Annotated in this window: 23 protein-coding genes and 1 tRNA gene; 14 read left to right on the top strand and 10 right to left on the bottom strand. The window is 69.4% G+C overall.

All coding sequences use genetic code 11. The features are described 5' to 3' along the window. Nucleotides 1-150 precede the first annotated feature (150 nt). The gene (locus tag ACBY01_RS13585) at nt 151-1,332 is read left to right on the top strand and encodes a glycosyltransferase (protein ID WP_416461439.1); all 1,182 of its coding nucleotides are present in this window, start codon (nt 151-153) and stop codon (nt 1,330-1,332) included. Here ACBY01_RS13585 and ACBY01_RS13580 read toward each other — a convergent pair. The 4 genes from ACBY01_RS13580 to yajC are packed head-to-tail and all read right to left on the bottom strand — an operon-like array spanning nt 1,317 to nt 4,600. Then, on the bottom strand, nt 1,317-1,691 hold the full coding sequence (locus ACBY01_RS13580) for an Mth938-like domain-containing protein (RefSeq protein ID WP_416461438.1): 375 nt from the start codon (nt 1,689-1,691) through the stop codon (nt 1,317-1,319). The genes ACBY01_RS13585 and ACBY01_RS13580 overlap by 16 nt on opposite strands. After that, nucleotides 1,691-2,656, bottom strand: coding sequence for a protein translocase subunit SecF (gene secF, locus ACBY01_RS13575; protein ID WP_416461437.1), 966 nt, complete (start codon nt 2,654-2,656; stop codon nt 1,691-1,693). The genes ACBY01_RS13580 and secF overlap by 1 nt, the downstream gene beginning before the upstream one ends. 10 nt (nt 2,657-2,666) lie before the next feature. Next, on the bottom strand, nt 2,667-4,259 hold the full coding sequence (gene secD, locus ACBY01_RS13570) for a protein translocase subunit SecD (RefSeq protein ID WP_416461436.1): 1,593 nt from the start codon (nt 4,257-4,259) through the stop codon (nt 2,667-2,669). Further along, entirely contained in the window at nt 4,259-4,600 is a 342-nt protein-coding gene (gene yajC / locus ACBY01_RS13565) for a preprotein translocase subunit YajC (protein WP_416461435.1), read from the bottom strand. The genes secD and yajC overlap by 1 nt, the downstream gene beginning before the upstream one ends. A 144-nt stretch (nt 4,601-4,744) precedes the next feature. Here yajC and ACBY01_RS13560 point away from each other — a divergent pair. Then, nucleotides 4,745-4,821, top strand: a tRNA-Pro gene (locus ACBY01_RS13560). Nucleotides 4,822-4,955: 134 nt separating this feature from the next. On the opposite strand, the gene ACBY01_RS13555 is transcribed toward ACBY01_RS13560, so the two are convergent. Continuing rightward, on the bottom strand, nt 4,956-5,624 hold the full coding sequence (locus ACBY01_RS13555) for a S1 family peptidase (protein WP_416461433.1): 669 nt from the start codon (nt 5,622-5,624) through the stop codon (nt 4,956-4,958). A 503-nt stretch (nt 5,625-6,127) separates the two neighbouring features. Between ACBY01_RS13555 and ACBY01_RS13550 the strand changes: the two genes are divergently transcribed. The 6 genes from ACBY01_RS13550 (at nt 6,128) to hslU (ending at nt 10,154) form a co-directional block, all read left to right on the top strand. Beyond that, a complete protein-coding gene (locus ACBY01_RS13550; protein ID WP_416461432.1) occupies nt 6,128-6,667 on the top strand; it encodes a glycoside hydrolase family 108 protein in 540 nt (179 codons plus the stop codon). A gap of 57 nt (nt 6,668-6,724) precedes the next feature. After that, complete coding sequence (locus ACBY01_RS13545; RefSeq protein WP_416461431.1) at nt 6,725-7,138, top strand: holin family protein; 414 nt, start codon at nt 6,725-6,727, stop codon at nt 7,136-7,138. A 51-nt stretch (nt 7,139-7,189) separates the two neighbouring features. Then, nucleotides 7,190-7,363, top strand: a complete 174-nt coding sequence (locus ACBY01_RS13540; protein WP_416461430.1) for a hypothetical protein — start codon at nt 7,190-7,192, stop codon at nt 7,361-7,363. 21 nt (nt 7,364-7,384) lie between these two features. Continuing rightward, nucleotides 7,385-8,116, top strand: a complete 732-nt coding sequence (locus ACBY01_RS13535; protein ID WP_416461428.1) for a hypothetical protein — start codon at nt 7,385-7,387, stop codon at nt 8,114-8,116. A 27-nt stretch (nt 8,117-8,143) separates the two neighbouring features. Then, complete coding sequence (gene hslV / locus ACBY01_RS13530) at nt 8,144-8,695, top strand: ATP-dependent protease subunit HslV (protein ID WP_416461427.1); 552 nt, start codon at nt 8,144-8,146, stop codon at nt 8,693-8,695. Nucleotides 8,696-8,855: 160 nt separating this feature from the next. Beyond that, nucleotides 8,856-10,154 (top strand): ATP-dependent protease ATPase subunit HslU, encoded by a 1,299-nt coding sequence (hslU, locus tag ACBY01_RS13525; RefSeq protein WP_416461425.1) that lies wholly within the window; start codon nt 8,856-8,858, stop codon nt 10,152-10,154. 203 nt (nt 10,155-10,357) lie between these two features. Here hslU and ACBY01_RS13520 read toward each other — a convergent pair whose 3' ends face one another. Genes ACBY01_RS13520 through ACBY01_RS13510 form a run of 3 tightly spaced genes read right to left on the bottom strand, consistent with a single transcriptional unit; the run spans nt 10,358 to nt 11,973 of the window. Next, entirely contained in the window at nt 10,358-10,765 is a 408-nt protein-coding gene (locus ACBY01_RS13520) for a hypothetical protein (RefSeq protein ID WP_416461423.1), read from the bottom strand. Nucleotides 10,766-10,792: 27 nt separating this feature from the next. After that, a complete protein-coding gene (gloB, locus tag ACBY01_RS13515; protein WP_416461422.1) occupies nt 10,793-11,536 on the bottom strand; it encodes a hydroxyacylglutathione hydrolase in 744 nt (247 codons plus the stop codon). Continuing rightward, entirely contained in the window at nt 11,536-11,973 is a 438-nt protein-coding gene (locus tag ACBY01_RS13510) for a VOC family protein (RefSeq protein WP_416461421.1), read from the bottom strand. Before ACBY01_RS13510 ends, gloB begins: the two co-directional genes overlap by 1 nt. 84 nt (nt 11,974-12,057) lie before the next feature. Here ACBY01_RS13510 and ACBY01_RS13505 point away from each other — a divergent pair, with 84 nt between their 5' ends. The 3 genes from ACBY01_RS13505 to ACBY01_RS13495 all read left to right on the top strand — a co-directional run bounded on the left by ACBY01_RS13505 (nt 12,058) and on the right by ACBY01_RS13495 (nt 14,174). After that, a complete protein-coding gene (locus ACBY01_RS13505) occupies nt 12,058-12,777 on the top strand; it encodes an SIMPL domain-containing protein (RefSeq protein ID WP_416461420.1) in 720 nt (239 codons plus the stop codon). A gap of 240 nt (nt 12,778-13,017) precedes the next feature. Further along, entirely contained in the window at nt 13,018-13,854 is an 837-nt protein-coding gene (locus ACBY01_RS13500; RefSeq protein WP_416461419.1) for a hypothetical protein, read from the top strand. A 14-nt stretch (nt 13,855-13,868) separates the two neighbouring features. Next, nucleotides 13,869-14,174, top strand: coding sequence for a hypothetical protein (locus ACBY01_RS13495; protein WP_416461418.1), 306 nt, complete (start codon nt 13,869-13,871; stop codon nt 14,172-14,174). 140 nt (nt 14,175-14,314) lie between these two features. Here the strand turns inward: ACBY01_RS13495 and ACBY01_RS13490 are convergent, their stop codons facing one another. After that, on the bottom strand, nt 14,315-15,079 hold the full coding sequence (locus ACBY01_RS13490) for a hypothetical protein (RefSeq protein ID WP_416461417.1): 765 nt from the start codon (nt 15,077-15,079) through the stop codon (nt 14,315-14,317). Beyond that, complete coding sequence (locus ACBY01_RS13485) at nt 15,079-15,807, bottom strand: alpha/beta fold hydrolase (RefSeq protein WP_416461416.1); 729 nt, start codon at nt 15,805-15,807, stop codon at nt 15,079-15,081. The genes ACBY01_RS13490 and ACBY01_RS13485 overlap by 1 nt, the downstream gene beginning before the upstream one ends. Nucleotides 15,808-16,154: 347 nt before the next feature. Between ACBY01_RS13485 and cysD the strand changes: the two genes are divergently transcribed. The 3 genes from cysD (at nt 16,155) to ACBY01_RS13470 (ending at nt 20,026) form a co-directional block, all read left to right on the top strand. After that, nucleotides 16,155-17,081, top strand: a complete 927-nt coding sequence (gene cysD / locus ACBY01_RS13480) for a sulfate adenylyltransferase subunit CysD (RefSeq protein ID WP_416461415.1) — start codon at nt 16,155-16,157, stop codon at nt 17,079-17,081. A gap of 279 nt (nt 17,082-17,360) precedes the next feature. Further along, a complete protein-coding gene (cysN, locus tag ACBY01_RS13475; protein WP_416461414.1) occupies nt 17,361-19,280 on the top strand; it encodes a sulfate adenylyltransferase subunit CysN in 1,920 nt (639 codons plus the stop codon). 62 nt (nt 19,281-19,342) lie between these two features. Continuing rightward, a complete protein-coding gene (locus tag ACBY01_RS13470) occupies nt 19,343-20,026 on the top strand; it encodes an inositol monophosphatase family protein (RefSeq protein WP_416461468.1) in 684 nt (227 codons plus the stop codon). The last annotated feature ends 330 nt before the right edge of the window (nt 20,027-20,356 follow it).

Raw genomic sequence — 20,356 nt, 5'->3', positions numbered from 1 at the left:
CACCACAACCCGCCCCCCCGTCATGCCAGCGAAGGCTGGCATCCAGCGCCGCAACGCCCGTGCTTCCAGCCGAACCGCCATGAGGCCGGAGCGTCGCCCACCCCGACAGCGAGTAGTGACGCCGCCGCCCTGCCGCGCTAGCCAGCAGCGATGCTGCGCGTGCTCACCCTCTCGACGCTGTTCCCCGACGCGAGCCGCCCCAACTTCGGCGTGTTCGTCGAGCGGCAGACGCTCGGCCTCGCCGCGCATCCCGACGTCGATCTCCGCGTGGTGGCGCCGGTCGGCCTGCCGCCCTTCCCGCTCTCCCGCTTGGGCCCCTATGCCCCCCTCGCCGCGCTCCCCCGCCAAGAGACGTGGAAGGGCGTGGAACTCCACCGCCCGCGCTTCGCCAACCTGCCCGGCACCGGCGGCCGCTGGCACGCGCCGCTGCTTGCCCGGGCGCTCACGCCGCTGCTGGCGCGCATCCGCCGCAGCTTCGCCTTCGACGTGATCGATGCCGAGTTCTTCTTCCCCGACGGCCCCGCCGCGATCGCCCTCGGCCAGCGCTTCGGCGTGCCGGTGTCGATCAAGGCGCGCGGCGCCGACGTCCACCATTGGGGCCGCGCCCCCGCCACCGCCGGCCAGGTGCTTGCCGCGGGGCGCGCCGCCGACGGGCTGCTCGCGGTGTCGCAAGCGATGGCGGCCGACATGGGCGTGCTCGGCATGCCCGCCGACCGCATCCGCGTCCATTCGACCGGCATCGATCGCAGCCGCTTCGGCACGCTCGACCGCGCCGCCGCCAAGGCGCAGCTCGGCATCGCCGGTCCGCTGGTGGTTTCGCTCGGCGCGCTGATCCCGCGCAAGGGCCACGCGATCGCGATCGACGCGGTGGCGGCGCTGCCCGGCGTCGCGCTGTGGATCGCCGGCGAAGGCCCGGAACGCGCGAGACTGGAAGCGCAGATCGCCGCCGGCCCGGCGCGCGACCGCATCCGCCTCACCGGCGCGATGCCGCACGCCGACTTGCCCGCGCTGCTCGCCGCCGCCGACGTGATGGCGCTCGCCTCCAGCTCGGAAGGCCTCGCCAATGCCTGGGTCGAGGCGCTCGCCAGCGGCACGCCGATCGTGATCCCCGACGCCGGCGGCGCGCGCGAGGTGGTGACCCGCCCTGCCGCCGGCCGCATCGTCGCGCGCACCGCACCGGCCTTCTCAGACGGGATCGCCGCGCTGCTCGCCGCCCCGCCGCCCGCCGCGGAGGTGCGCGAGACGGCGGCGCGGTTCAGCTGGGAGGCGAACCGCGACGCGCTCTACGCGCATCTGTCAGGGCTGGTTAGGAACGCTCAGTCGAGCGGATAGAGCGCGGCGGCGATCCAGCGCAGCTCGGCGCGCAGCACGCCCCAGGCGCGCGCCGCGGCGCGGCTGTCCATCGCCTCGACGCCGACGCCCTTCGCCTCCAGCGCGGCAACCAGCGTCGGTGCCGGGCGCAGCATGCGGCTGCCGGTGCCGAGGATCAGGAATTCGGGAAGCGGATCGAGCGCGAGCAGCGGCGCCAGCGCGTCCGGGCTCAGCTCGGCCAGCGGCGGCGGCGACCAGCCGCCGGCACGCTCGGGAGTGATCAGCAGGCCCTCGTAGACGCCCTCGTCCACGCGAAAGCCGCGACCGACGATACCGGAGATCGTCGGCCCTTCGGCCCGCCCTGCCTTGTCGAGGCGCATCAGCGCGGGGCGCGCTCGGCGCGTTCCGCCGCGGTCGGCTCGGACGAACCGACCTTGGTGCCGGCCTTCAGCTTGAGGGTGATGAGCAGCGACGACGACACGTAGATCGACGAATAGGTGCCGACGATCACGCCCAGGATCATCGCCGAGGTGAAGCCGCGCAGCACGTGCCCGCCGAAGATCAGCAGCGAGCCGAGCGCCAGCAGGATGGTCAGCGAGGTCATCACCGTGCGCGGCAGCGTCTCGTTGACCGAAAGGTCGATCAGCTGCGGCATGTCCATCTTGCGGAACTTGCGCATGTTCTCGCGGATGCGGTCGTCGATCACCATCTTGTCATTGATCGAATAGCCGATGATCGTCAGCACCGCCGCGACGATGTTGAGGTCGAACGGCATCTGGGTCAGCGCGAAGAAGCCCAGCGTCATCAGCACGTCGTGCAGGATCGCCACCGCGGTCGAGACGCCGAACTGCCATTCGTAGCGGAACCAGCTGAACACCGCGATGCCGAACACCGCCAGCACCACGGCGAGCACGCCGTTCTGGATCAGCTCGCCCGACACCTTGCCCGAAACCGTGGTGTAGTTGGAAAAGGTCGCGCCCGGGAACTTCGCCGCCAGCCCCGCCTTCACCTTTTCGACCACGGCATCCGCCGCGCCTTCCGGAGCATCGTCCGCCAACGGCAGGCGGATCGAGAAGGTGTTCGGATCGCTGCCCAGCTGCTGGAGCGCCGCCTCGCCGACGTTCAACTCGTCCACGGCGCTGCGCACTTCGCTGAGCGGCGGGACGGTCGCGAACTTCTCCTCGATCGCCACGCCACCGACGAAGTCGACACCGAAGTTGAGGCCGCGCGCGAACACCAGGCCGAGCGCCGCGATCGTCAGCAGCGCCGTCACCACGAAGGCGATATGGCGGATGCGGACGAACTGGATGTTCGTGTTGTCGGGGACGATTTTCAAAAGGCGCATGGGGGGCGTCCTAGATGTGGATCTCGGTCGGCCGGTTCCTGCGAACCCAACCCGACACGAGCATGCGCGTGAAGGTGACGGCGGTGAACACCGAGGTCGCGATGCCGAGCAGCAGCACCACCGCGAAGCCGCGGATCGGGCCGGAGCCGAGCAGCAGCATGATCAGCCCCGCGATCGCGTGGGTCACGTTCGCCTCGAAGATCGTGCGGCTCGCTTCCTTGTAGCCGAGCTCCAGCGACTGGATCACGCTGCGCCCGCGCCGCCGCTCCTCGCGGATGCGCTCGTTGATGAGCACGTTGGCGTCGACGGCGGTGCCGATCGTCAGCACGAAGCCGGCGATGCCCGGCAGCGTCAGCGTGGCACGCAGCATGCCCATCACAGCCAGGATCACCAGCACGTTGATGACCACCGCCAACGTCGCATAGATGCCGAACCGGCCGTAGGTCAGGATCATGAAGGCGATCACGGCGACGGCCGCGATCACCGACGCCAGGATGCCGGCGCGGATCGAATCGTCGCCGAGTTCCGGGCTGACCGTGCTTTCCTGCACCACCGCCAAGTCGATCGGCAGCTTGCCCGAACGCAGCGCGATGGCGAGCTGGTTGGCGCTGTCGACGGTGAAGCCGCCCGAGACGGAAGCGCGACCGCCCAGGATCGGCTCGTTGATGTTGGGCGCCGAGATCACCTCGTTGTCGACGATGATCGCGAACGGCTTGTTGACGTTCTCGCGCGTGACGGTCGCGAAGCGACGGCCGCCGACGCTGTCGAAGGTGATGTCGACGTTGGGCGCGCCGTTCTGGTCATAGGCCTGACGCGCATCGGCGAGTTGATCGCCCGAAATGATCGTGTTGCGCTTGACCGCGATCGGCTGGCCGGTGCCCTGATAGCGCAGGATCTGGCTGCCGACCGGCGCGTCGCCGCGCGCGACCGCAGCCGGATCGGCGGTGGTGTCGACCAGCTTGAACTCCAGCCGCGCGGTCTTGCCGAGCAGTTCCTTCAGCGCCTTGGGATCGTCCAGACCCGGCACCTGCACGACGATGCGGTTCGAACCCTGACGGATGATGGTCGGCTCGCGCGTGCCGAGCTCGTCGATGCGACGGCGCACGACTTCGGTCGCATCGTCCATCGCGCGCTCGGTCGCCTGGCTCAGGCCCGCCTGGGTCTGGGTCAGCACGAAGCGCGTCTGGTCGAGGACCTGGATGTCCCATTCGCGCTGGCCGGTCAGGCCGGCGCCGCCGCCGGTGATCGACAGCAGCTTCTCGCGCGCCGCGTCCACCTGGGCGACGTCGCGTACCATGAACGACAGGCGTCCGCCGCGCGTGGAAATGTCGCCGATCTGGACGCGCGGGGCGCGCCGCATCTCGGTCGAAACCTGCTCCCGCATCTGCTCCAGCCGCAGGGTCGCGACGCTGGCGGTCTTCCCCTCGAGCAGGATGTAGCTGCCGCCGGCCAGGTCGAGACCCAGGTTGATCGTCTGCATCGGCACCCAGCCCGGCATCTGGGCGCGGACGCGCTCCGGCAGCAGGCTCGGCACCGCGAGCAGCACCATGACGAGGATCCCGAGCCAGATGGCCCGGACCTTCCAGCGCGGGAAGTCGAGCATCAGTCGTTCGCGGGCTTGGCGCCGGTCGGCACCGTCACTTCGGAGATGGTCGCCTTAACCACGCGCACGCGGGTGTTCGGCGCGATCTCGACCTCGACCACCGCATCCTCGATGCGGGTGACGCGCCCCAGGATGCCGCCCGAAGTGACGACCTGGTCGCCCTTCTTCAGATTGGCGATCGCGGTCTGCAGCGTCTTCATCCGCTTCGACTGCGGCCGAATCATGAGGAAGTAGAAGGCGACGAAGATCAGGATCAGCGGCGCGATCGACACGAACGACGCAAATGCACCGCCCTGGGCGGCCGTACCGGCGGACTGGGCGAAGGCTTTGGGAACGAGCATGGGTGCTTGGAAACCTGATGAAATAGGGCCGCGAGAGCCGGGCCGTTCAAGCGGCGCGCGCTATCATGCGCACGCCCCTGTGGCAACCGGGCGTCCTTAGCGCTTGCAAGCGGCGCGCGACGCGCCTAGAGGGCGGCGCTCGGTCGGGGCGTAGCGCAGCCTGGTAGCGCATCACACTGGGGGTGTGGGGGTCGCAGGTTCGAATCCTGTCGCCCCGACCAACGAAATCAAGCATTCGCGACAGAATAGCGGGGGCGGCACAAGCCGCCTTCCCGCCGGGGATGGCCGCGGTTGCGACCGCCGGGCGCGGCGTGCGTGGCGTGCGCCCAACCATCCCGCGCCCATCGTCGCGCCCTTAGCCGCGCAGGTCGGAAAGCGTCTTCCGCACGACGTCGAGGCTGTCGGCGACGCCCAGAACGTCGTTCGGGTTTTCCCCGGTGGTGCCGGCGAGATTGATCCCGACCAACCTGCCCTCCGCATCGACGATCGGCGCGCCGGACGTCGCCTGCAGCTCGATGCGCTTGTCATCGAATGCGTAGAGCATCGCGCCCTGTTCGTACTCCACCACCGTTGCGCGATGCAGCAGCACATCGGGGTTGCCGCCCCTGATCTGCGCGACCAGCCACACCTTGCTGCCGGTCGCGGGCGCCTTTTCGGCCAGCACGAGCCCCGGCGATCCGGCCGGCTGCCCGACGAGCGGAAAGACGGCGATGTCCTTGAACTCGGCGGTCGAGGTCGCGGAAACCGGATGCGCGCCGGCGATCGCCAGCGCCGGGCCGGTCGTCCACGCGCCCTTCCCCTTTATCTGAGCACAGTGCGCGGCGGTCGCACGGGCCGGCATCTCGTTCCAGCGGATTTCCTCGTCGAGCCCGCCCATTTCGCCGAACAGGTGATGGGCCGTCACCAGCAGCGGCCGCGGGCCGTTGACGACGAAGGCCGTGCCTGCCCCGTACGGTTCCTTGTCCACGGTGAACTCGGGCCGGCAGATCGCCGCCTGCGCCGCGGTGGCGCCCTCCAGCGGCACGTCGCTGCCCGCCGGCGTACAGGAAGCGAGCACCCACCAGGGGGCGAGCAAAGCCGGCACCCACCGCATCGAAATCGTCTTGGCCATTCGTACCCCCGTGGATCGCGGTGACCGAGCACCGGCAGCAGCAGCCTAGCGGGTCCTATCGATCAAAGAAAAGCCTCTCGCCAAGCCACACCGGGCCACCGCGCGATCGCCCTCGGCGTTCCAGGGCCTATCGAGAGGTCGACGCTCGCGGCTCTCTCGATACGGGCTCTCGACACGCTCGATCCCTACTCGAGACGAACGGGGAACGGGTGAATGTCGATTCGTCTCAGGGGCGGCGCGGACGGCATCATCGACTTATCGGCGATGCTGGCGACTGTCCGGATCGTTTGCCGCAACGCCAACTGCGCAAGCTCCGCCGCCGACGCTCCCGTCCGTCAACGTACCTCTATCGACGGAGCCTCTTTCCTACTTGCAACCTATATGGTTCACCGGCTCCTGCAATTAGGAGGTACGGCATGACCATCGACACCCTGATCGAGGAGGCGATCGCCCGCGAGGGCGGGTTCGTCGACCATCCCGCCGACCGCGGCGGCGCGACCCGCTGGGGCCTGACCGAGGCGGTGGCGCGTGCCAACGGCTACGACGGGCCGATGGCGTCGCTGCCGCGCAGCGTCGCGGCGGACATCTACCGCCGGCTCTACTGGACCCGCCCGCGCTTCGACGCCGTCGCCACCCGCGCCCCCGCACTCGCCGCCGAGCTGTTCGACACCGGCATCAATATGGGGCCGGCGGTCGCCGCCGGTTTCCTCCAGCGCACGCTCAACGCGCTCAATCGCGGCGCGCGCGACTATCCCGACCTGCGACTCGACGGCGCGATCGGCCCGGTGACGCTCGCCGCGCTCGACGGCTTCCTCGCCAGCCGCGGCAGCCTCGGCGAGTCGGTGCTGGTGAAGGCGTGCGACGCGCTCCAGGGCGCGCGCTACCTCGACCTGGCCGAACAGCGCCCCGCCAACGAGGCATTCCTCTACGGCTGGCTCGCCAACCGGCTCGGCTGAACCCAGGCCTCAACTTCCTCAACTTCCGGCGACGACCGCCGAGAAAAGGACAGGCATATGACCATCATCGACGGCGTGATCGGCCCGGTCGCGGGGCTGCTCGACCGCATCATCCCGGACCCGAAGGCCCGCGACGCCGCCAAGCTCGAGCTGCTCAAGCTCGAGAACAGCCGCGAACTGGAGGCGACCCGCGTCCAGCTGTCGGCGGTGGTGGCGGAGGCGCAGTCGGCCGATCCCTGGACCAGCCGCGCGCGCCCCAGCTTCCTCTACGTCATGTACGTGCTGCTGCTGTGGTCGATCCCGATGGGCGTGCTCTCCGCCTTCCGCCCGGAGCTGGCGGAGGCGGTCGCGCGCGGGATGACCGCCTATCTGCGCGGCATCCCCGACGAGCTCTACGCGCTCTTCGGCACCGGCTATCTCGGCTACACCGCCGCGCGCGCCTGGGGGAAGGCCAGGGGCGTCGAGCGATAGCGCTTGTGCGGGGATCGGGCGGCAGCCATATTGGCGCGGCAGGAGACCGGGATGCGCGTCAATTCGGACGAGACCTTGCGCCGCGCCGCCGCCTACCGCTCTGCCCATGCCGGCCAGAGCTGGCTGGAGCTGTCGCGCCGCCCCGAACAGCAGCAGCGGAGCCGCGAGTTCTTCTCGGGCGGCCGCCCCTCCGGTCGCGAGCCTCGGGTCGAGGCCGCCGAATAGCCGGAACGGGAGCGGCGGCGCATGCTTGAAACCGGCATCCTGCTGCTGTTCCTCGCGCCCGGGCTCGCCGCCTATGCCGCGATCTACGGCCTGTTCCACGACGGCAAGGCGATCGCCCCCGAACCGCCGAGCGCCAACACCGTCGAAGCGGTGATCGTCATCGCGGGCGCCGCGCTGCTGGTCCACGCCGCCACCGCCGCGCTGTTCTCGCTCAACGGCCTCGTCTGCGCCCATGCGACCTGCATGGTGCGCGTGCCGGCGCCCTGGCTCGATCCCTATCACAGCGCGCTCGACGTCGTCGGCGGCAAGGGGATCGGCGGCAATGCCGTGACGGTGGCGCTGCTCGGCGTCGCCGGCCAGTCGCTGCTCACCTATCTCGCGATCCGCGGCTGGCTGCGCAGCCGCGCGCGGCGCGACCGCCTCCCCGCCTGGATCTACGGCTGGGCGACATCGCTCGCCGACGCGCTCGACAATTCCGACACCGCGGTGATCGCCTATGTGATGACTACCGTCGAGCACGACGGCAAGACGCTCGCCTATGGCGGGCTGGTCCACGACATCTCGCTCAAGCCCGACGGCTGCATCACGCGGATCACCCTCACCGACTGCGAACGCTATCTCATCGACCTCGACGCCTCGCTCGCCGACGCGTCGCTGTCGCCCGCGCTCAGCCGCTTCTCGTTCATGGCGATCGACGCGCAGACCATCCGCAACATCGCTTTCGAAACGATCACCTTCGACGTCGTTGCATAGCCGCCGGTCGCGCCCCACATGCCGCCCATGAGCAACGACATGGTGTGGCACGGCACCACGATCCTTTCCGTGCGCAAGAACGGCCGCGTCGTCATCGCAGGTGACGGCCAGGTCTCCCAGGGTCCCACGGTGATGAAGCCGAACGCGCGCAAGGTGCGTCCGCTGGGCGACGGCAGCGTGATCGCGGGCTTCGCCGGCGCGACCGCCGACGCCTTCACCCTGTTCGAGCGGCTCGAGGCCAAGCTTGAGCGGCACCAGGGCCAGCTGCTGCGCGCCGCGGTGGAGCTCGCCAAGGACTGGCGCACCGACAAGTTCCTGCGCAACCTGGAGGCGATGCTGATCGTCGCCGACAAGGAGGTGACGCTGGTGGTGACGGGCAACGGCGACGTGCTGGAGCCGGAAGGCGGCATCGCGGCGATCGGATCGGGCGGCAACTTCGCCCTCGCCGCCGCCCGCGCGCTCACCGACTATGAAGCCGATGCCGAAAAGATCTGCCGCAAGGCGATGCAGATCGCCGGCGAGCTGTGCGTCTACACCAACGACCGGCTGACGGTGGAGCGGCTGGACACGGTGGCCTAGTCGGCGCCTGGCCTAGCACCCGCCCCCGGGACACACCAACCCCGCCCCACCCGTCACCCAGACACACCCGTCACCCCAGCGAAGGCTGGGGTCTCCCGGTAACAACGCGTGCCCCCGCGGCACGAGATCCCAGCCTTCGCTGGGATGACGAGGAACGAACATGAACGACACCCTCACCCCCAAGGCGATCGTCGCCGCGCTCGACGCGCACATCATCGGGCAGAAGGATGCCAAGCGCGCGGTCGCCGTCGCGCTGCGCAACCGCTGGCGCCGCCAGCAGCTCTCGCCCGAGCTGCGCGACGAGGTTTCCCCGAAGAACATCCTGATGATCGGCCCGACCGGCTGCGGCAAGACCGAGATCAGCCGCCGCCTGGCCCGCTTGGCCGACGCGCCGTTCGTGAAGGTGGAGGCGACCAAGTTCACCGAGGTCGGCTATGTCGGCCGCGACGTCGAGCAGATCGCCCGCGACCTGGTCGAGGAAGCGATCCGACTGGAAAAGGAACGCCGCCGCCTGGCCGTGAAGGACAAGGCCGAGGAAGCCGCGATGGCCCGCCTGCTCGACGCGCTCACCGGCAAGGGCGCGAGCGAGGCGACGCGCGAGGCGTTCCGCCAGCGCATGGCCGACGGCCACCTAAACGACACGGAGATCGAGATTGAGCTGGAGGCGCAGCCCTCCATGCCGTTCGAGATTCCCGGCGGCGCGCCGCAGATGATCAACCTGTCCGAGATGATGGGCAAAGCGTTCGGCGGCGGCGGCCAGCTGAAGCGCCGCAAGCTCACCGTGCCGGCCGCCTGGGAGAAGCTCGTCGAGGAGGAAGCCGACAAGCGTCTCGACCAGGACGAGGTCAGCCGCACCGCCTTGGCGGATGCGGAAGCCAACGGCATCGTCTTCCTCGACGAGATCGACAAGATCGCGGTGTCGGACGTGCGCGGCGGCTCGGTGAGCCGTGAGGGCGTGCAGCGCGACCTGCTCCCGCTGATCGAGGGCACGACGGTGGCCACCAAGTACGGTCCGATGAAGACCGACCATGTCCTCTTCATCGCTTCCGGCGCGTTCCACGTCGCCAAGCCGAGCGACCTGCTGCCCGAGCTCCAGGGCCGCCTGCCGATCCGCGTCGAGCTCAAGGGGCTGACCGAGGACGATTTCGTCGCGATCCTATCGGACACCAAGGCGTCGCTGCCGCAGCAGTATCAGGCGCTGATCGGCACCGAGGGCGTGACGGTGGACTTCACCCCCGACGCGATCCGCGCCGTCGCCCGCATCGCCGCCGAGGTGAACGGCGAGGTCGAGAACATCGGCGCCCGCCGCCTCCAGACGGTGATGGAGAAGCTGCTCGAGGAAGTGAGCTTCGACGCCGAGGATCGCCGCGGCGAGATGCTGACCGTCGATGCCGCCTATGTCGAACAGCAGCTCGCCAGCGTCGCGCGCAACACCGACCTCAGCCGCTACGTCCTGTAGGATTTGTGCCCCGGCGAAGGCCGGGGCCCAGTTCCGCGACGTCCGCGTTCTGCACGCAAACCCTCCCTCCCGTCATCCTGACGAAGGTCAGGATCCATTGCCGCTCCGGCAGGAGGCGCAAGCGCAGCGCGTATGGATGCTGACTTCCGTCAGCATGACGAGAAATGGAGCGCGGTCGCCAATCGCACCACCGCTGCTCCGACCTACGAGTTCTTCTTGTACTCGACGAACTCGCCGAACCGGCAGTAGCCGGAGGGAATGCCGGCCGACTGCCCGCGCTGGAGCAGGCGGAAGCGGTCGTTCTTGCAGATGCGCGAGCCGTAGAGTTCGGCGATGACGATCTGGTCGCCGCGCAGCGCCGGGCAGTTGGGCTCGACGACGTTGCGATAATAGGTGTTCGCCGTCGCGCGGTAGAGCAGCGAATCGCCGACGATCTGCGGCCCGCCGGCGAAGGTGGGGTCGATGCAATCGAGCGTGCGGGCGGGCGTATAGTCGGCAAGCGTTTCGGCCAGCTCCTTCTCCCCCGCCGCCCGGCGCCTCGCCTCCTCGGCAGGGGTGGCGCAGCCGGCGAGCAGCGCGGCGCCCGCGAGCGTCAGGGTCCACCGTAGCATGCCGTCTCTCCTTGCTGCGCGCGCCCGTTATCTGCGGAACGCGTCCTTGGCCTGCCGCCGCTCGGCAAGCATCTCCACCGACGACGCGCGAAGGAACGGGTTGGTTGCGCGTTCCTCACCGATCGTGGTCGGCACCGTCGGCTCAGCCGCGGCGCGCAGCCGGTCGACCTCCGCCATCCGCTCGACAATAGCGGCATTGTCGGGCTCGGCGACCCGCGCATAGCGGCCGTTCGACTGGGTATATTCGTGGCCGCAGAACACCTGCGTTGAGTCCGGCAGCGCCTCGAACCGCCGCATCGCGGCGTACATCTGCTCCGCCGTCCCTTCGAACAGCCGGCCGCAGCCCATCGCGAACAGCATGTCGCCGCTGAACAGCAGCGCATCGTCGGCGAAGTGGAAGGCGATGTGGCCGGCGGTATGCGCCGGCACCTCCAGCACCGTCGCACCATGATCGCCGATCCGTACCGTGTCGCCCTCCGCCAACCCGTGGTCGAGCGTCGGGATCTTCGCCGCCTCGGCCGCTGGGCCGAACACGGCCACGCCGGTCGCGTCCTTCAGCCCGGCGTTGCCGCCGGTGTGGTCGCCATGCCAGTGCGTGTTCCAGATCGCGGTGAGGCTCCACCCCCGCTCGGCCAGCGCGTCGAGCACCGGCGGCGCCTCCGCCGGATCGACCACGACCGTCTCGCCAGAGGCGGGATCGTGGAGCAGCCAGACGTAGTTGTCCGACAGCGCCGGCAGCCGGACGACCTCGATCGGAGACGCCGCCGCCATTACCAGCGGCCCGTGTTCGGCATCGATGCCCAGGGCTCGGCCGACGGCAGCGGGTCGCCCGCCTGGAGCAGCTCGATCGAGATGTTGTCGGGGGTGCGGATGAACGCCATGTTGCCGTCGCGCGGCGGGCGGTTGATCGTCACGCCCGCGTCCATCAGCCGCTGGCAGGTCTCGTAGACGTTCTCGACCCGATAGGCGAGATGGCCGAAGTTGCGGCCCTCGCCATAGTCTTCCGGGTCCCAGTTGTAGGTGAGTTCCACCTCCGCCTCGGCCCGCTTGCCCGCGCCGTTGCTGTCCTCGTCCGCGGCGAGGAAGATCAGCGTGAAGCGCCCCTGCTCGTTTTCGATGCGGCGGGTCTCCTGCAACCCCAGCAGGTTGAAGAAGCGGATCGTCGCATCCGGATCGGTGACGCGGATCATGGTGTGCAGATACTTCATGGGCGGGGCTTTCATCTTCACGGCGAACTTGCATCGCGCCGGCGGCACGATAGGCTCCTGCGGTATATGGGGCAGGAGACGCGAATGGAAAGCGCAAGGGTCAGGGATCGCGGCACGGTGCTGCTGGTGGTGGCGGCGATCCTGGCGATCGGCATGATCGTCGGCGGCTATCTGCTGGGCAACGGGCTGGTGCGCGCGCGCCATGCCGACCGGTCGGTAACGGTCCGCGGGCTCGCCGAGCGCAACGTCACCGCCGATCTGGCGGTGTGGACGCTCAACTATTCCAAGCAGGGCGCCGACCTGGCGCAGGTGCAGGCGGAGATGGACCGCGACACGCAGAGCATCCGCCGCTTCTTCACCGGGCTCGGCTTCCCTGCCGAGGCGCTGACCCCCGCCGGCGCCGGCGTCAGCCAGTCCTATGTCGACGGCTATCAGATGGTGACGATCAACCAGCGGCTGCAACTGCGCACCACCGACATCGCCCGTGCCCGCCAGGCGGTGGCGCGGCAGTTCGACCTCGTCCGACAGGGCGTGGTGCTGCAGGAGGGCTCCGGCATCGCCTACAGCTTCACCAAGCTCAACGACATCAAGCCGCCGATGGTCGCCGAGGCCACCCGCGACGCCCGCGCCGCCGCCGAACAGTTCGCCAAGGACAGCGACACCGGCGTCGGCGGCATCAAGAGCGCGACCCAGGGCTATTTCTCGGTCGAGGCCCGCGACGGCGAACAGGAAGGCTACGGCGTCGCCGACACCCCGTTCAAGAAGGTGCGTGTCGTGACGACGGTGGATTTTTATCTGGATTAGGGTCGGGGCCCGGAAATGGCTCGACCGCCAGTGCCCAATCTCGGGCTCGCTGAACCCGTCTAATCGAGGTCTTGGCACCATCCCGATCCAGATCCCCGCCCCGGATCGCTGCGGCGTCCGCGATGGTCAACTTCGACCGAGCAGACGGCGCGCCCGAGTTTCACCTCGGGCGCTCTGTCGCGTTGCCCGCACCAGCGTTTTTCGACACATTCGACCTGTTTGGGAAAAGGTACCTCGGACATGCTGCTGAGTGCTTTGCTAGCGGTGGCGACTTCTTCCGGCGGTTGTTCGCCGGTCGACGGTTTCGCAGAAGTCGTGGCATCGCCGACCCGGTGGATCGTAGTGGGCGAAAGACACGGCACAAATGAGATGCCGGCCATGTTTGCAGACCTCGTCTGCCTCGCTTCCCGTGCGGCGCCCGTCGTCGTTGCGGTCGAGCAACCGGAACAGGACCAGCCAGCGATCGACGCGTACCTGAACTCGGATGGAGGCGAGAAAGCAGAGGCGGCGTTTCTTCGTGCGTCGATGTGGCGCGGGGGTCAGCCCGACGACGTCCTCGATGGGCGATCGAGCGAAGCCATGTTCGATCTGTTTCGCAACCTTCGGGCACAGCATAAGCAAGGCCGTGTCGCGCGAGTGGTCGCCTTCCAGCCAACCCTCAGCTACCAAGACGGCGCGTTTCGAATGCCGTGGCTGAACTACAAGCCCGTCGATCACGGCGAGTTCGAGAAGCGAATGGCAGCCCTGTTGCAGAACGGCGATATAGGGCCACGGCGGATGCTGGTGCTTACCGGATCCGTACATGCCAGAAAAATTCCCATGGACCAATTTCCAGAACTTCGGCCGATGGCATCGTTCTTGCCGCAGGAGGAAACCACGACCCTTCTTCTAGCTTCCCATGGGAAGGGTAGTGCATGGTACTGCTTGGAGGCAGGATGCGGGGTGCATGAGGTCGAGGAGAACTCTCCAAAACAGCGCGGTTTGGTCCTCGATAAGCGTCCAAACCAGCCGTTTTCGGGCATCGTGTTCCTCGGGACGCCGCTCACGGCCGCAACGCCGCAGAAAGGGCCGAGTTAATCTATCGGTTCCTGGTGCTGATCGCCGCGGGCGCGCTGGCAGCGCTGGACAGCCTCGTTCTGGTGGCGTCCTTCGTTAGCGAGCCGCCCCTTGGCGGATGGCTGCTGGCCGTCGGATTGGCCCTTGCGCTGCTCGGTCCGGTGCTGCGCCGGATGTGGCCAGTGTTGGCGGCGCAGAACGGCATCATCCTCCTCTCGAGCGCGCACGCGATCCGCGGCGAGGGCGTCCCGGAGGCGTCGAGCCTGTTCTACTTCGCGGGTCTGCTCCTGCTCGGCAACCTGCTTGCTTGGCCACTCGCCCGGTATGTGGCGCGACGGTGAACGTGAGCGATTAGGTCCGAGTGGCAACGCTGCCTCGCATCGGCCGGTTCGGCACGATGCCCCCGTCTCCGTCGCGTCACTCAGTCGTTCGGAGACGGCCTGGTTTTCAGCGGCCACCCTCTCGTCCCCGGTCCTAAACCCTAAAACCCCACCCCACCCAACCGCGCCAGCGCGTCGTTCGCGGACTGCGCCTGGGCGCTGCCGGGGGCGAGCCGGGCCGCGGCTTCCCAGGCGCTGCGTGCGGCGGCTTCGTTGTTCTCGACTGCGGCGATGTTGCCCGCCTCCAGCTGGACCGAGGCGTCGTCGGACGCCATCGCCAGCGCGCGGCCGATGTCCTTGCGCGCTCGCAGCAGGTCGCCGGTGCGCCGTGCCAGCGTCGCCGACAGGAGCCAGGTCAGCGGGTCGTCGCCCGCCAGCACCACCGCGCGGTCGATATCGGCGCGCGCCTCGATCGGGCGGCCGGCGGCGACGAGCGCGCGGGCGCGGTCGAGATGGGCCTCGCCCAGGTCGAGCCCGTCGAGCGTGCCGCCGATCAGCGCCGCGTCGATCGCGACCTGCGCCTTGCCCGGATCGCCCGCGGCGAGCCAGGCGTTCCCGGCCGCCGCCCAGAACGCACCCGATCGCGCGTCCTTCGCCGCGTCGGCCGCGCGGGCCGCCGTCTCGAACGCCGCCGCAGCCGCGTCCCAGCGCTGCTGGCTGGTATAGGCGACGCCCAGGCATTGGCTGGCGAGGAAGCCGCCGCCGTCCTTCTGCCAGGCGGTCGCGCCGCGCTCGGCGGCGGCGGGATCGCGGCGTGCCTGATCGACGCACTCGGCATAGCGGTCGCCGCGCGCGGGTGCGGGCGGGCCGGCAGCGGGTGCGGGTGCAGGCGCGGTCTGGGCGAGAAGGAGCAGCGGCAGGAGCATCAGGCGGGGATCACATCTTCGATCGCGCGCAGGATCAGGGCGATGTCCTGCGGCCGGGACAGGCGGTGGTCGCCGTCCTTGACGAGCAGCGTCTGCACCTCGGCTGAACGCAGCAGTCCGGCGAGGTGGACGGTGCGCTCGAACGGCACCTCCTTGTCGCGCTGCCCCTGGATCAGCCGCACCGGCAGGTCGATCGGCAGCGTGCCGTGCATCAGCCGGTTGGCCTCGCCCGAGCTCCAGAAGGCGCGGGTGGTGACGGTCGGCTGGTCCGAATAGGGCGACGGCTTCTCCAGCCGCCCTTGCGTGAGCAGCGTCATCTTCTCCTCGGGCGTGAAGCCCCAGTCGGTGAAATCGGGCGCGGGGGCGATGCCGACCAGCCCCACCACCCTATCGGGCCGGTCGCGCGCGGCGAGCAGCATGATCCACCCGCCCATCGACGATCCGACCAGCACCACCGGACCTTCGACGGCATGGTCGATGATCGCGAGCGCATCGTCGCGCCACAGCGCCAGCGTCTGCTCCTCGAACGCGCCGGGGCTCTGCCCGCAGCCGCCATAGTCGAAGCGGACGAACGCGCGCCCCTGCTCCCGCGCCCAGGCCTCGATCGCCAGCGCCTTGCTGCCGGTCATGTCCGAGGCATAGCCGGGCAGGAAGACGATCGTCGGTCCCGTGCCGGGGGTGTGGTGGAAGGCGAGCGGGCGCTCGGCAGCGAGAGCAGCGTCGGTCATCGGGCACCTAAGTTGAGGAAGTTGAGGCACGCGCGCCGCTGGCCGCGGACGCAGTCCGCCCGTCCGGACGGGGCGGACGCCGGGCGGCGGGAGAAGCGGACGGCGTGCATGCTCCTCCCATGCCACGGCGGCGGGGCGGTAGGACAGTCCCTCCGTTCGCTCCACACAATCGCCCAACCCTGAAAGCAGCGCTTTGCCGCCGACAAGTTCCGGTTGGACGAAAACGCCTCGTTTCGCCGCCGCTAAAGTTGTGCTTTCTCAGGCCCAAATTCTTTCCCGCAGCATCGGCAGTAAACCGGCGGATTGGCCGTTGTTTCGCCCCCGGGCTTCTGCCACCTCCGCCGTCTATGACCGCTCCCCTGCCCCCTGCCCGGCCCGGCCTCACCCATCTCCAGCGGCTGGAAGCGGAGAGCATCCACATCCTGCGCGAAGTGGTGGCCGAGGCGGAGCGTCCGGTGATGCTCTATTCGGTGGGCAAGGACTCGGCGGTGATGCTGCACCTCGCCAAAAAGGCCTTCTACCCCGCGCCGCCGCCCTTCCCGCTGCTCCACGTCGACACGACCTGGAAATTCCGGGCGATGTACGCGCTGCGCGACAGGGCGGCCGCCGAGGCGGGCATGGAACTGCTCGTCCACCGCAACCCGGAGGCGATGGCGCGCGGCATCAACCCGTTCGACCACGGCAGCCTCCACACCGACCTGTGGAAGACGGAAGGGTTGAAGCAGGCGCTCGACCAGTACGGCTTCGACGCGGCGTTCGGCGGCGCGCGGCGCGACGAGGAGAAGAGCCGCGCCAAGGAGCGCGTGTTCAGCTTCCGCTCCGCCAGCCACCGCTGGGACCCCAAGGCGCAGCGCCCGGAGCTCTGGCGGCTCTACAACGCGCGCAAGGCGAAGGGGGAGTCGATCCGCGTCTTCCCGCTGTCCAACTGGACCGAGCTCGACATCTGGCAGTACATCCTGGCCGAGGGGATCGAGATCGTGCCGCTCTACTTCGCCGCACCCCGCCCGACCGTCGAGCGCGACGGCATGCTGCTGATGGTCGACGACGATCGCTTCCCGCTGCGCCCCGGCGAAGTGCCGGTCGAGCGCTCGATCCGCTTCCGCACGCTCGGCTGCTATCCGCTCACCGGCGCGGTCGAGAGCACGGCGGCGACGCTGTCGGCGGTGATCCAGGAGATGCTGCTCACCACCACCTCCGAACGCCAGGGCCGCGCGATCGACAAGGACGAAGGCGGCGCCGGCATGGAGAAGAAGAAGCAGGAAGGGTATTTCTGAGGTGGCGTCGTCCGCCCCCTTCCACGCCGTCACCCCAGCGCAGGCTGGGGTCTCCTGCCGCTGGGGCGCCGTGTGGGGATCGCGATCTTCGCTTCGGAGCGTCCCCGTGCCGCACGAGATCCCAGCCTGCGCTGGGATGACGGGTTGGTTTCCGCGCTCCCGCCCTGCGCATGTTCCCCGTCACCCTGAACGCGGGTCAGGGTCGCTCTCACTCCACGCACCGAAGCCCCCCGTGGCACGGTGGATGCCGACGCCCGTTCGGCACGACGAGGTCCGCTGATGTCCGCGCTTCCCGAACCCGTCTACCAGATCGACGCCCTCATCGCCGAGGACATCGACGCCTATCTCGAGGCGCATCAGAACAAGACGCTGCTGCGCTTCATCACCTGCGGGTCGGTGGACGACGGCAAGTCGACGCTGATCGGCCGGCTGCTGTACGATTCGAAGATGATCTTCGAGGATCAGCTCGCCGCGCTGGAGAGCGACAGCAAGCGGGTCGGCACCCAGGGGCAGAACCTCGACTTCGCGCTGCTGGTCGATGGCCTCGCCGCCGAGCGCGAGCAGGGGATCACCATCGACGTCGCCTACCGCTTCTTCGCGACCGAGAAGCGCAAGTTCATCGTCGCCGACACGCCGGGGCACGAACAGTACACGCGCAACATGGTCACCGGCGCCTCGACCGCCGATCTGGCGGTGATCCTGATCGACGCGCGCAAGGGCGTGCTCACCCAGACGCGGCGCCACAGCTATCTCACCCATCTGATCGGCATCCGCCACGTCGTGCTGGCGGTGAACAAGATGGATCTGGTCGGCTATGACGCGGATCGCTTCGCCGAGATCGTCGCCGACTATCGCGCCTTCGCGGACTCGATCGGGATCGACGCCTTCACCGCCATTCCGATCTCGGGGCTCGGCGGCGACAACATCGCCAGCCGTTCGGACCGCACGCCGTGGTACGCGGGCCCGACGCTGGTCGAGCATCTCGAGACGGTGGAGGTCGACCTGGCCGCCGATCGCCGTCGGCCGTTCCGCATGCCGGTGCAATGGGTCAACCGCCCCGACCTCGACTTCCGCGGCTTCGCGGGGCTGGTCGCCAGCGGCACGGTGAAGCCCGGCGATGCGGTGCGCGTGCTCCCCTCCGGCCGCACCTCGACCATCGCCCGCATCGTGACGATGGACGGCGACCTGGCCGAGGCCGGCGCGGGCCAGTCGGTCACCCTGACGCTCGCCGACGAAATCGACTGCTCGCGCGGCGACGTGCTGGTCGCCGCTGACGCGCCGCCACAGGTCGCCGACCAGTTCCAGGCGATCCTCGTGTGGATGGATGCCGAGCCGCTGCTGCCGGGCCGCGGATATTGGATGAAGATCGGCACCCGCACCGTCAGCGCGACCGTGCAGCCGCCCAAGCACGCCGTCGACGTCAACACCCTGGCCGAGCTGTCGGTGAAGACGCTGGGGCTCAACGACATCGGCGTGGCGGAGGTCTATACCGACCGCGGCATCGCCTTCGAGGGCTATGCCGACAGCCGCGACCTCGGCGGCTTCATCCTGATCGACAAGCTCACCAACGCCACCGTTGCGGCCGGCATGCTGCAGTTCGCGCTGCGCCGCAGCCAGAACGTCCATTGGCAGGCGGTGGAGATCACCCGCGAGGCGCATGCCGCGCAGAAGCACCAGCGCCCGCGGGTGCTGTGGTTCACCGGCCTTTCGGGATCGGGCAAGTCGACCATCGCCAATCTGGTCGAGAAGCGGCTGCACGCGCTCGGCAAGCACAGCTTCCTGCTCGACGGCGACAACATCCGCCACGGGCTCAACAAGGACCTGGGCTTCACCGACGCCGATCGCGTCGAGAACGTCCGCCGGGTGGGCGAGGTGGCCAGGCTGATGGCCGATGCCGGCCTGATCGTGCTCACCGCCTTCATCTCGCCGTTCCGCGCCGAGCGGGAGCTGGTGCGCGGCATGCTGCCCGCGGGCGAGTTCGTCGAGGTGTTCGTCGACACGCCGCTCGCGGTCGCGGAGGCGCGCGACGTCAAGGGGCTGTACCGCAAGGCACGCGCCGGCGAGCTCAAAAACTTCACCGGCATCGACAGCCCCTATGAGGCGCCCGAGACACCCGACGTCCACGTCGACACCACGCGGGAGACGCCCGAAGCCGCGGCCGAGCGGATCGTCGCGCTGCTGCTCGGCGACGCCGCGTGACCGCGCTCGCCCAAGACGCCGCGCTCGCGCGCCGCATCGCCGAGAGCGCCGGCCGGCTGCTGATGGAGATCCGCGGCTCGGGGCTGTTCGCCGGCAAGGGGTTGGGCGACGCCGGCGACCGCGTCGCCAACCGCTTCATCCTGGAGGCGCTGGCGCAGGCGCGGCCCGGCGACGCGATCCTGTCGGAAGAGGAACAGGACAGCGCCGCGCGGCTCTCGGCCGAGCGGGTGTGGATCGTCGACCCGCTCGACGGCACGCGCGAGTATCGCGAGGGGCGCAGCGACTGGGCGGTGCACGTCGCGCTCGCGATCGCTGGCGAGGCGGCGGCCGGCGCGGTGGCGCTGCCGGCGCTGGGGCTGACGCTCGCCTCGGACCTGCCGCCCGCGCTGCCGCCCGCGCCCGCCGGCGCGCCGCGGATGCTGGTCAGCCGCAGCCGTCCCGCCGAACCGCCGGTGCGGGTCGCGCAGGCGATCGGCGCCGAGCTGGTGGCGATGGGCTCGGCCGGAGCCAAGGCGATGGCGGTGGTGCGCGGCGAGGCCGAGATCTACCTCCACACCGGCGGCCAGCACGAATGGGACAATTGCGCCCCCGCCGCGGTCGCCGCCGCCGCCGGCCTCCACGTCAGCCGCGTCGACGGCAGCCCGCTCGCCTACAACCGCGCCGACCCGTACCTCCCCGACCTGCTGATCTGCCGCCCGGAGCTGGCGGCGCAGGTCCTGGCGCTGGTGGCGGAGGCGCGGGAGTAGCCGCGAGAGGAAGGCCCGCCACCTCCACCGTCATGCCAGCGAAGGCTGGGACCTCCTTCCCCAAGCGGCGCCCTCGCGGCACGAGACCCCAGCCTGCGCTGGGGCGACGGGGTTGGAGGTGCAGCCACCACCGCCGCCACCGCACCCCCGACGTTCTACCGTCATCCCAGCGAAAGCTGGGATCTCCCTCCGCAGGCGGCGTCCTTGCCGCAAGAGACCCCAGCTTCCGCGGGACCTTTGCATAAAGCTGGGGATGTAATTCTCTTCGCTGGGTATCGGAGAGATGAGATGCGCAAGCAGACGAGGCCGGCGTCCTTTGCGGACCTGTTG

The organism is Sphingomonas mangrovi, from assembly GCF_047975845.1.
Lineage (GTDB): Bacteria > Pseudomonadota > Alphaproteobacteria > Sphingomonadales > Sphingomonadaceae > Sphingomonas.
The sequence above is the reverse complement of the archived record's forward strand: the minus strand, read 5'-3'. Positions and strand labels throughout refer to the sequence as shown.